Source organism: Streptomyces sp. RP5T, from assembly GCF_003933965.1.
In the GTDB taxonomy this organism is placed as follows: Bacteria; Actinomycetota; Actinomycetes; order Streptomycetales; family Streptomycetaceae; genus Streptomyces.
Window position 1 is genome coordinate 1 of the sequence record NZ_RSAJ01000282.1, and the last position, 10,618, is coordinate 10,618.

Here is a 10,618-nt window from a genome sequence, read left to right on the forward strand (position 1 = left end):
AAAGCCCTATCGGTCAGAGCAGGAACGACGCGCAGCGTTCCCCGACTGGCTGCACACCTACAATCACCACCGCGGACACACCGCGCTCAAGGGCCAACCACCCGCCAGCCGCGTCCCCAACCTCACGGGGCAATACACCTAGGTCCTGTCCGGCGACGTAGGGCCGCGGCGCGCTACAGCGCCTGCGGAAAGGTGAAGAACCCCTGCGGGTCGTACTGCTTCTTCACCTTGGCCAGCTTGGTCGCCGCGTCGCCGTAGTACGCCTTCCGCCAGTCCTTCAGCGTCGGGTCCGTGTAGTTCTGGTAGGCCGCTCCCGAGGCGTACGGCCGCATCGCGTCGTGAGCCCCCGTCAGCCAGGACTGGGCCGCCGTGCCCGTGGTGCCCGCCCGCCAGGACGCTATGTACTGGGCCAGCATGCGGGAGCGGCGGTGGACGAACGCCGTGGCCGTGGGGGAGACGCGGTTGACCGCTCCGCCGAGGGCCGTCAGGGCGATGCTGCCCGAGCCGCCGCGGACCGCGCTGACCTGCTTCAGGAGGGTCTGGATGCCGGCCGCGGAGATCGAGCGGTCGAAGAAGTCCGAGCGGGCCGCGTAGGTCTCCCGGCCGAGGGCGCCGTGCGGGTCGCGGTTCGGGGTCGGGCCGGGCAGATGGCACTTGGCGTCCGTGGAGAAGGACGAGCAGCCCGCGTACGCCTCCATCGCGCTCTCGTAGGAGTGCCGCCGGAGGGAGACGCTGCGGGCGGGTGAGCCGATCCTGTCGGCCAGGCGGTCGAGCGCGTTCTGGAGCTCGCCGTAGGTGCCCATGGAGAAGGCCGCGACCGCCACGGAGGGCGAGCCGCCGTTCTCCAGATGGCAGGAGGACCAGATCTCGTCCGGCTGGGCGGGGCCCCACTCCTGCCAGGCCCGCACCACGGCGGCCGCCTTCGACCACGGCCAGGTCGCGTACGCGGTCACGCCCTGCGGGGCCGGGTGGGTCTTGAAGTGCAGCTCGGTCACCACGCCGAAGTTGCCGTTGCCCGCGCCGCGCAGGGCCCAGAAGAGGTCCTTGTTGGTGGACGCGTTCGCGGTGAGCTGCTTGCCGTCGGCGGTGATCAGGGTGGCCTGGGTGAGGCTGTCGCAGGTCAGGCCGTAGGCCCGGGAGGCCACGCCGTGGCCGCCGCCGAGGACCAGGCCGGACACGCCGACGGTCGGACAGGAGCCCGCCGGGATCGTCACGCCCTTCGCGGTCAGGGCCCGGTAGACGTCGATCAGCTTGGCGCCGGCGCCGACCACGGCGGTGCCGCCCGAGGCGCGGACGCGGTTCAGCTTCGAGACATCGACGATCAGCCGGTTGTTTCCCGAGGACCAGCCGGCGTACGAGTGGCCGCCGTTGCGGATCGCCACCCGGACGCCGTGGGCGCGGGCGTAGGCGAGCGCGGTGCGGATGTCGTCGGGGTGGGCGGCGTACGCCACCGCCGTGGGCTTCAGCGCGTCGAAGCGGGTGTTGTAGAGCTGCCGGGCGGTCGACCAGTTCGCGTCGCCGGGGCGCAGCAGGGGGCCGTCCAGGTCGCGGGCGAGCGCCGACCAGTTCGCGGCGGCCGCGGCGGGCGTACGGGAGGTGAGGGCCTGGCCGACCGTGCTCTGCGTGGCGCCGACACTGTTGCCGCTGTCGCAGGCGGCCGTGGCCACAGCCGCTATCGCGGCCGCGCCGCCCCCGATGAACGTACGCCGTTCCATGTATCCGTGCCTTTCGTCGGCCTCGCAGGCTTCCGTGGTACGAGACGGGACTGTGGGTGTGGGGGTTCCCAGGCGGGTTCCGGAATCACACTGTGCCCTCGGCGTAAGCGTTCCGTGACCTCACCGCACCTTCTGCAGGGGTTCACCCCCCGTTCACTTCCGGCCATAAACGCCTTCACCTGATCTGCCTAATTTCGGCCTTACGCGATGCGTGGTGCGTCTCGAATGCGCATCCGTGTCACCCAGACTTCGCGCACGCCGCCGGATTCAGGACGGCGGCTCCCGGAAGGAACTCAAGTGAAGCTTCAGCGCAAGAACCGGCGGGCCCTCGCCTTCGGTGCTCTCGCCGTCTCCGGCGCCCTGGCCCTCACGGCGTGCGGCTCCGACGACACGAGCAACAGCGGCAGCGGCAACGCGTCCGCCACCGCCGCCGCGGGCAACATCAAGTGTGACGACGCCAAGGGTCAGCTCCTCGCCGACGGCTCCTCCGCGCAGAAGAACGCGATCGACGCCTGGGTCAAGCAGTTCACGCAGGCCTGTGGCGTGCAGATCAACTACAAGGGCGGTGGCTCCGGTGCCGGTGTGACCGCGTTCAACAACGGCCAGGTCGCCTTCGCCGGTTCCGACTCCGCGCTGAAGCCCGAAGAGGTCACGGCCTCCAAGAAGGTCTGCTCCGGCGGCCAGGGCATCGACCTCCCGATGGTCGGCGGTCCGATCGCCCTCGGGATCAACATCTCCGGTGTCGACAAGCTCACGCTGGACGCGCCCACCATCGCCAAGATCTTCAACGCCAAGATCACGAACTGGAACGACCCGGCGATCGCCAAGCTGAACCCCGGCGTCAAGCTGCCCGACCTCAAGATCCAGGCGTTCCACCGCTCGGACGACTCCGGCACCACGGACAACTTCACGAAGTACCTGATCGCCACCGCCAAGAGCGACTGGCCCTACGACGGCGGCAAGACCTGGCAGGCCAAGGGCGGCCAGTCCGCCGCGCAGTCCTCCGGTGTCGCCCAGCAGGTGAAGCAGACCAACGGCGCCATCGGCTACTTCGAGCTCTCCTACGCCAAGGACGGCATCACGCCGGTCAGCATCGACACCGGCGCCTCCGCCCCGGTCGAGCCGACCACGGAGAACGCCTCCAAGGCCATCGCCGACGCCAAGGTCGTCGGCACCGGCTCGGACCTCGCGCTGCAGCTGAACTACGCGACCAAGGCCGACGGGGCCTACCCGATGGTCCTGGTCACGTACGAGATCGTCTGCGACAAGGGCAACAAGGCCGACACCCTGCCCGCCACCAAGGCGTTCCTGCGCTACGTCGCTTCCGAGGACGGCCAGAAGGTCCTCTCGGACAACGACTACGCGCCGATCCCCGCCGACATCATCGCCAAGGTCCGCACCACCATCGAGGGCCTGAGCTGACCTGAGTGTGCGGTCCGGGCCGAGCCCCCTTCCCGGGGGTGCCGGTCCGGACCGCACCGTCCGGTGCACCGCCGCCAGGAGCCGCACCCCGCGTGGGGCTCAGCAGACCGGAGAACCCGATGGACACCACACAGATAAAAGACACCCCTCCACCCACCTCCCAGCCGACCGTGGCCGAGCAGAAGCGCGCGGCCCGCGGCGCCACCCGTCCCGGTGACCGGATCTTCCTGGGCCTGTCCCGCGGGTCGGGCATCCTGCTGCTGGTGATCATGGCCGCCATCGCCGGCTTCCTCACCTACCGCGCCTCGATCGCGATCAGCAAGGACGAGGCGAACTTCTTCACCGCGTTCGAGTGGAACACCCAGCTCATCCCGCCGAAGTTCGGCATCGCGGTCCTGGTCTTCGGCACGATCGTCTCCTCGATCATCGCGATGGCCATCGCCGTCCCGATCGCCGTCGCCATCGCGCTGTTCCTCACGCACTACGCCCCCCGCAGGCTGAGCGGCCCGATCGCCTACGTGATCGACCTGCTCGCCGCCGTGCCGTCCATCGTCTACGGCCTCTGGGGCGCCCTGATCCTCGTCCCGCACATGAACGGCCTCTACGGCTGGCTGGACGACTACCTCGGCTGGACCGGCATCTTCACGTGGCAGGGCGGGGCCCCCCGCTCCATGCTCACCGTCGGCATCCTGCTCGCGATCATGATCCTGCCGATCATCACCAACGTGAGCCGCGAGGTCTTCCGCCAGGTCCCGCAGATGCACGAGGAGGCGGCCCTGGCGCTCGGCGCCACGCGCTGGGAGGTCATCCGCATGGCGGTGATCCCCTTCGGCCGCTCCGGCGTGATCTCCGCGTCCATGCTCGGGCTCGGCCGCGCCCTCGGCGAGACGATGGCGGTGGCGACCGTGCTGTCGCCGAGCTTCGACATCCAGGCCAGCCTGCTCGACCCGGGCGGCGGCACCTTCGCCCAGAACATCGCCAGCAAGTTCGGCGAGGCCAGCGAGCTGGGCCGGGACGCGCTGATCGCCTCCGGTCTCGTCCTCTTCGTCATCACCCTGCTGGTCAACGGCGCGGCCCGCATGATCATCGCGCGTCGCAAGGAGTACTCGGGGGCCAACGCATGAGCAACGCCGTCATCGCCGACAAGCGCCCCAGCACCCTGCGCGGCGCGAGCCTGCCCAAGTGGACCCCGTACGCCATCGCCGCGGGCTCCGTCGCCCTCGGGCTCGGCATCAGCGCGGCCGCCGGACTCCAGAGCAGCATCCAGTGGGCGCTGATCGCCGGGGTCCTGTTCGTCCTCGGCACCTACGTCGTCGCCGCCCGTGTGGAGGGCCGCCGGCAGGCCAAGGACCGGATCGCGACCGCGCTGGTGTGGGTCGCCTTCCTGCTCGCCGTGGTCCCGCTGGTCTCCCTGGTGTGGTCGACCGTCTCGCGCGGGCTGAAGGTCCTCGACTTCTACTTCCTGACCCACTCGATGGGTCTGATCGCCGACTCCGAGCCGGGCGGCGGCATCTACCACGCCATCCTCGGCAGCCTGGAGCAGGTCGCCCTCGCCACCGTCATCGCGGCGCCGATCGGTGTGCTGACCGCGATCTACCTGGTCGAGTACGGGCGCGGGAAGCTCGCCAAGGCCGTCACGTTCTTCGTCGACGTCATGACCGGTATCCCGTCGATCGTCGCGGGCCTGTTCATCCTCTCGATCATGCTGATGTTCGACATGCAGCCCTTCGGGTTCGCCGGCTCGCTCGCCCTGGCGATCCTGATGATGCCGGTCGTCGTCCGCTCCACGGAGGAGATGCTCAAGCTCGTCCCGAACGAGCTGCGCGAGGCGTCCCTGGCGCTGGGCGTCCCGAAGTGGCGGACGATTCTGAAGGTGGTCCTGCCGACCTCCATCGGCGGCATCACGACCGGCATCATGCTCGCCATCGCCCGTATCGCCGGTGAGACCGCGCCGGTGCTGCTCCTGGTGTGGGGCAACTCGCTCATCAACGCGAACCCCTTCGAAGGTGCGCAGCAGTCGCTGCCGCTGTACATCTATCAGCAGTACGCGAACAGTGCGGGCGCCGGTGCGGCGTACGACCGAGCGTGGGCGGCGTCCCTGACGCTGATCGCCTTCGTGATGATCCTGAACCTGGTGGCTCGCGGCATCGCCCGCTGGAAGGCCCCGAAGACCGGTCGCTAGGGCGACATTCTCCGGCTCCGCCGGGCGGGGCCTTCTCAGCGACTGACTGGAAGTGAAGTAGTTATGGCCAAGCGAATCGACGTAAGCGGTCTGACCGCCTACTACGGCTCCCACAAGGCGATCGAGGACATCTCGATGACGGTCGAGCCCCGCTCGGTGACGGCCTTCATCGGCCCCTCCGGCTGTGGCAAGTCGACGTTCCTGCGCACGCTCAACCGGATGCACGAGGTCACCTCCGGCGGCCGCGTCGAGGGCAAGGTGCTCCTCGACGACGAGGACCTGTACGGCCAGGGCATCGACCCGGTGTCCGTGCGCCGCGAGGTGGGCATGGTCTTCCAGCGCCCGAACCCGTTCCCCACGATGTCGATCTTCGACAACGTGGCGGCGGGCCTGCGCCTGAACGGCTCGTACAAGAAGAGCGAACTGTCGGACGTCGTGGAGAAGTCCCTCAAGGGCGCGAACCTGTGGAACGAGGTCAAGGACCGGCTGAACAAGCCCGGTTCCGGCCTGTCCGGCGGTCAGCAGCAGCGTCTGTGCATCGCCCGCGCGATCGCGGTGGAGCCCAAGGTCCTGCTCATGGACGAGCCCTGCTCGGCCCTGGACCCGATCTCCACGCTCGCCATCGAGGACCTGATCGGTGAGCTGAAGGAGCGCTTCACGATCGTCATCGTGACGCACAACATGCAGCAGGCGGCCCGTGTCTCCGACCGCACGGCCTTCTTCAACCTGGCCGCCGTCGGCCAGCCCGGCAAGCTGATCGAGATAGACGAGACGGAGCGGATCTTCTCCAACCCGTCCGTCCAGGCCACGGAGGACTACATCTCCGGCCGCTTCGGCTGAGCCGGCCCACGACCCCTCGCGGTGCTGCATGGCGGTGCCACCGCGAGGACACAGAGGGCCCGCCCCCGGAATCCGGGGGCGGGCCCGATCACGTGTACGGCTCCTACAGGAACGCCAGGTTCACGATCCCGTAGGCGCAGGCGGCCACGGCCGCCGCGGCCGGCATGGTGATGAACCAGCCGAGGACGATGTTCTTGGCGACGCCCCAGCGGACCGCGTTGACCCGCTTGGTGGCGCCGACACCCATGATCGCCGAGGTGATGACGTGGGTCGTCGACACCGGCGCCTTGAACAGGTACGCGGTGGTGAACATGATCGCCGCACCGGTCGTCTCCGCGGCGAAGCCCTGCGGGGGGTCCAGCTCGATGATCTTCCGGCCCAGGGTGCGCATGATGCGCCAGCCGCCCGCGTAGGTGCCCAGCGACAGCATCACCGCGCAGACGATCTTCACCCAGACCGGGATCGGGTCGCCGTAGGTCTCGTGGCCCGAGATCACCAGGGCCATCACCACGACACCCATGGTCTTCTGGGCGTCCTGGAGGCCGTGGCCGAGGGCCATGCCGGCCGCGGACACGGTCTGCGCTATCCGGAAGCCCCGCTTGGCCTTGTGCGGGTTGGCCCGCCGGAAGATCCACATGATCGCCGTCATCACCAGGTAGCCGGCGATCAGGCCGACGACCGGGGACAGGAACATCGGGATGACGACCTTGTCGAGGACGCCGTTCCAGATCACCTCGGTGCCGCCCGCGAGCGCGGCTCCCACCATGCCGCCGAACAGCGCGTGCGAGGACGAGGAGGGCAGACCGAAGTACCAGGTGATGAGGTTCCAGGTGATCGCGCCGACCAGCGCGGCGAAGAGGATGGCCATCCCCTTCGAGCCCTCCGGCGTCTCGATCAGTCCCTCACTGACGGTCTTGGCGACCCCGGAGCCCAGGAAGGCGCCTGCCAGGTTCATGACCGCTGCCATCGCGAGCGCGGCCCGGGGCGTGAGCGCCCGCGTCGACACCGAGGTCGCGATGGCGTTCGCCGAGTCGTGAAAGCCGTTGGTGTACGTGAAGAAGAGCGCGACCAGGATGGTCACGACCAGAGCGAAGGTGTCCATGGAAGGGCTCAGGACTCCTTGACGGCGATGGTCTCCACCGTGTTCGCCACGTGCTCGAACGCGTCCGCGGCCTCTTCGAGGACGTCGACGATCTGCTTGAGCTTGAGGACCTCGATGGCCTCGTACTTGCCGTTGAACAGCATGGCGAGCAGCTTGCGGTGGATCTGGTCGGCCTGGTTCTCCAGCCGGTTGACCTCGATCCAGTACTCGGTGAGGTTGTCCATGGTCCGCAGGTTCGGCATGGCCTCGGCCGTGAGCTCGGCGGCCCGCGCGAGCACCTCGATCTGCTGCTCGACGCCCTTGGGCAGTTCCTCGACGTTGTAGAGGACGACCAGGTCGACGGCCTCCTCCATGAAGTCCATGATGTCGTCGAGGGAGGACGCCAGGTTGTAGATGTCCTCGCGGTCGAACGGCGTGATGAAGGAGGAGTTCAACTGGTGGAAGATCGCGTGCGTGGCGTCGTCACCGGCATGTTCCGCGGCCCGCATACGCTCTGCGATCTCGGCCCGGGCGGAGGCGTCCGCCCCGAGCAGTTCCATCAGGAGCTTCGAGCCCGTGACGATGTTGTCCGCGGAAGCGGCGAACATGTCGTAGAAGCTCGTCTCCCTGGGGGTCAGACGAAAGCGCACAAGGGGTCCTCGGGGTGCATCGGTTTCGGTCAGGGTGATGCTAAGTGCATCATCCGGCCACGGCTAATGGGCCGTCCCCCAGTGTCGCCCATCGGGCACAGTGGTCGGCACGGGGGCCGTCCGCAGGCCCTATACCCGGGAAACTTCGGTACGATATACCCAGGAGGGGTATGTGATTCCCTCAGGGTGTGGCCGTGATGTGGAGGACGCGATGACGACGACCGGGGCCGGCGCCACGGCGCCCCTGGAGACAGTGGCGGAAAACAGCCCCCACGAGTCCCCTGAACCCACCACGCACGGCTACCACAAGCAGAAGGACGAGCACCTCAAGCGCCTGCGCCGGATCGAGGGGCAGATCCGGGGCCTGCAGCGGATGGTCGACGAGGACGTCTACTGCATCGACATACTCACGCAGGTGTCCGCCTCCACCAAGGCCCTGCAGTCCTTCGCGCTGCAGCTCCTGGAGGAACACCTGCGGCACTGCGTCGCCGACGCGGCCCTCAAGGGCGGCACCGAGATCGACGCGAAGGTCGAGGAGGCGACGAAGGCGATCGGCCGTCTCCTGAGGACGTGATCCGGCCTTCCGTACGACGCACCAGGCGCCCCCGGCTCACCGGCCGGGGGCGTCCGCGCGTTCCTCGGCCACTTTCAGCACCTCGTCGATGCTCTCCAGGCTGAGCCGGTCGTCCGCGGCCGACGCCGCGATGATCAGCTCTCCGCACAACTCGATCTCGGCGAGGGCCACGTGGTCCTGAACCGCCGTACCGCCGACCGGAGCCACGCGCATCACCTCTTCTCTGCCGTCACCGACTTCCTAGAGTAGGGAGCGGCTACACACCGCGCATGGCACGGACGGGCTAGTCCTTGACGCCCGTCACGGCCGCTCACTCGTCGGCGATCTTGCCCGCGTAGATGTCCCGGGCGGCCGGCAGGCGTACGTCCGTGGCGACCCCGAAGTCGAACAGCAGGGTCGTCGAGGCGACCGCGACGGTGCCCTGCTGCCGGCCGTTGACGAAGCTGAAGCGGTGGCGCACCTTGCGGATGCGGCCCTGGTCGTCGAGGTAGACGTCGAAGGGCACCGCGGCCGTGGCGAACCCCTTCGCGGCCGCCGCCAGGACCCCCTTGCCCGCGCTGTCCGCGTCCCTGGCGGCGGCGGTCAGGTCCGCGGTGCCGCGGTAGTGGCGCACCTCGGTCCCCGCGAGCTCGGCCGCGCCCACGTACGTGGCCGTCCTGGTCCCGCGCAGCACCTCGGCGGCCACGAGCGGATCGGTGGCCCCGCCGGTGACGAGGTTGCCGTCGGTGAGGCTCGCGGTGTCGACCCGCACCCACTTGTCGGCGGGCACACCCGCGCCCCGGTTCTTCATGAACAGGGCTCCGGGGGCGAGGAGTTCGGTGATCGGGCGGTGCTCGCTGGTGCCGGCCGGGTCCTGCGGCAGCATCACCTTCAGCCGGCCGCGCCGCCCGCGGTAGTCGTACACGCCCTCGCCCCGGATGGTGACCCGGGTGCCGCCGGTGGCCATCTCCATGGACGTACGGGTCTTCGAACTGCCCGCGTCCACCAGGGTGTCGGCTGCCTCGCGCAGGGTCTCGACCGCACCGGCCCCGTGCGCGCCGTCCAGGGCAGCACCGCTCGCCGAACAACCGGTGGCGCAGGCGCAGGCCATGAGCACCGCCGCGGCGGCGGCCGAACCGCGGGCCCGCTTCTGCTGCCGCTTCGCCATCGCCGCCTACCCCCAGCCGATACGTCCGTCCAGGACCGCCTGTCGTTCGCTTAACGACGGCTGGGAGGGGTCGTCACGCGCATACTTGGGCTTTACCCGAGCTGGGTAACGTTGTCGGAGTGGCGCAGCAGCAGGACAGGACTCCCCCCGCTCCCTCCGACCGACCGGCCCATCACACGCAGATGGTCGAACAAGGCCGTTTCTGTCTGGCCCGGTGCTCCTGCGGCTGGCGCGGACCGGCGCGCAGAGCCCGCAGCCAGGCACGCGCGGACGCGGCCGGCCACACGGACGGCCCCTAGAGGGGCAGCAGCTCGTCGATCAGGGTGCGGTCGCGGTACTGCGTCAGACGGCTGCGGGCCGCGGCGGGCGAGAGCCACAGGATGCGGTCCACCTCGTCGTTCGGGGTGAAGTGGCCCGTGGTCGCCTCGGCCGCCCAGTAACGGACCCTCTTGGGGCGGCCGTTGGCCATGTAGCGGACGGTGGACAGCTCGGTGCCGGGCTCGGCGCGGTAGCCCGTCTCCTCCTCCACCTCGCGCAGTGCGGCGGTGAGGGCGTCCTCCTCGCGCTTCAACTTGCCCTTGGGATGCGACCAGTCGTCGTACTTCGGCCGGTGGACGAGGCAGATCTCCAGGTCGCCGTCGAGCGGTGAGCGGCGCCACAGGACGCACCCGGCCGCCTGGACGACGCAGTCGTTCCTGCCACCGGACCCCGTCATGTGTTCACCGGCTCCTTCTGCCAGCACTGCTGGAACGCGAACCGGGCGGCCTCCACCTCGTGACGCTGGTCGGCGTGCAGGACGCCCAGGGCGTAGGCGGTGGCCGGGGCGATACGGGGGGTACGAGCCGCAGCCGCAGCCGCAGCGGCCGCCTCCGAGGCGTCGCGGTGCCGGTCCAGGCACTGGCCCGCCGTCAGGAGCCGTACGTCCACCGAGGAGGCCAGGACCTCGCGCGCGTAGCGGTGCAGGCGCAGCAGGAGGCGGACCTGGTGCCAGGGGGCGTCCTGCACGC

The 10,618-nt window shown here is 69.4% G+C and carries 11 protein-coding genes and 2 pseudogenes; 6 read left to right on the forward strand and 7 right to left on the reverse strand.

Annotated elements, in window-relative coordinates:
• A pseudogene (locus EHS43_RS26020) lies at nucleotides 1-142 on the forward strand (integrase core domain-containing protein); the annotation flags it as partial.
• Nucleotides 143-173: 31 nt separating this feature from the next.
• Here the strand turns inward: EHS43_RS26020 and EHS43_RS26025 are convergent.
• Entirely contained in the window at nucleotides 174-1,715 is a 1,542-nt protein-coding gene (locus EHS43_RS26025; RefSeq protein WP_125193190.1) for an FAD-binding oxidoreductase, read from the reverse strand.
• Between the two features lie 297 nt (nucleotides 1,716-2,012).
• Here EHS43_RS26025 and pstS point away from each other — a divergent pair, with 297 nt between their 5' ends.
• The 4 genes from pstS to pstB all read left to right on the forward strand — a co-directional run bounded on the left by pstS (nucleotide 2,013) and on the right by pstB (nucleotide 6,159).
• Nucleotides 2,013-3,137 carry a phosphate ABC transporter substrate-binding protein PstS gene (gene pstS / locus EHS43_RS26030; RefSeq protein WP_125193191.1) on the forward strand — a complete coding sequence of 375 codons (1,125 nt, stop codon included), beginning with the start codon at nucleotides 2,013-2,015 and terminating at the stop codon, nucleotides 3,135-3,137.
• Between the two features lie 119 nt (nucleotides 3,138-3,256).
• Nucleotides 3,257-4,261 (forward strand): phosphate ABC transporter permease subunit PstC, encoded by a 1,005-nt coding sequence (gene pstC / locus EHS43_RS26035; RefSeq protein WP_125193198.1) that lies wholly within the window; start codon nucleotides 3,257-3,259, stop codon nucleotides 4,259-4,261.
• Nucleotides 4,258-5,319, forward strand: a complete 1,062-nt coding sequence (gene pstA / locus EHS43_RS26040) for a phosphate ABC transporter permease PstA (RefSeq protein ID WP_125193192.1) — start codon at nucleotides 4,258-4,260, stop codon at nucleotides 5,317-5,319. The genes pstC and pstA overlap by 4 nt, the downstream gene beginning before the upstream one ends.
• Nucleotides 5,320-5,382: 63 nt before the next feature.
• The gene (pstB, locus tag EHS43_RS26045) at nucleotides 5,383-6,159 is read left to right on the forward strand and encodes a phosphate ABC transporter ATP-binding protein PstB (protein ID WP_007383025.1); all 777 of its coding nucleotides are present in this window, start codon (nucleotides 5,383-5,385) and stop codon (nucleotides 6,157-6,159) included.
• Nucleotides 6,160-6,262: 103 nt separating this feature from the next.
• On the opposite strand, the gene EHS43_RS26050 is transcribed toward pstB, so the two are convergent.
• A complete protein-coding gene (locus EHS43_RS26050; RefSeq protein ID WP_125193193.1) occupies nucleotides 6,263-7,261 on the reverse strand; it encodes an inorganic phosphate transporter in 999 nt (332 codons plus the stop codon).
• Between the two features lie 8 nt (nucleotides 7,262-7,269).
• Nucleotides 7,270-7,890 (reverse strand): DUF47 domain-containing protein, encoded by a 621-nt coding sequence (locus EHS43_RS26055; RefSeq protein WP_045555910.1) that lies wholly within the window; start codon nucleotides 7,888-7,890, stop codon nucleotides 7,270-7,272.
• A 211-nt stretch (nucleotides 7,891-8,101) separates the two neighbouring features.
• Between EHS43_RS26055 and EHS43_RS26060 the strand changes: the two genes are divergently transcribed.
• The gene (locus EHS43_RS26060) at nucleotides 8,102-8,464 is read left to right on the forward strand and encodes a metal-sensitive transcriptional regulator (protein ID WP_125193194.1); all 363 of its coding nucleotides are present in this window, start codon (nucleotides 8,102-8,104) and stop codon (nucleotides 8,462-8,464) included.
• 36 nt (nucleotides 8,465-8,500) lie between these two features.
• Here the strand turns inward: EHS43_RS26060 and EHS43_RS46645 are convergent, their stop codons facing one another.
• From EHS43_RS46645 to EHS43_RS26080, 4 genes and pseudogenes are all read right to left on the reverse strand, one after another.
• Nucleotides 8,501-8,677 carry a hypothetical protein gene (locus tag EHS43_RS46645; protein ID WP_020122926.1) on the reverse strand — a complete coding sequence of 59 codons (177 nt, stop codon included), beginning with the start codon at nucleotides 8,675-8,677 and terminating at the stop codon, nucleotides 8,501-8,503.
• A 97-nt stretch (nucleotides 8,678-8,774) separates the two neighbouring features.
• Nucleotides 8,775-9,611 carry a hypothetical protein gene (locus EHS43_RS26065; RefSeq protein WP_125193195.1) on the reverse strand — a complete coding sequence of 279 codons (837 nt, stop codon included), beginning with the start codon at nucleotides 9,609-9,611 and terminating at the stop codon, nucleotides 8,775-8,777.
• A 295-nt stretch (nucleotides 9,612-9,906) separates the two neighbouring features.
• Entirely contained in the window at nucleotides 9,907-10,326 is a 420-nt protein-coding gene (locus EHS43_RS26075; protein WP_125193197.1) for an NUDIX hydrolase, read from the reverse strand.
• A pseudogene (locus tag EHS43_RS26080) lies at nucleotides 10,323-10,618 on the reverse strand (metal-binding protein); the annotation flags it as partial. The gene EHS43_RS26075 and the pseudogene EHS43_RS26080, both read right to left, overlap by 4 nt.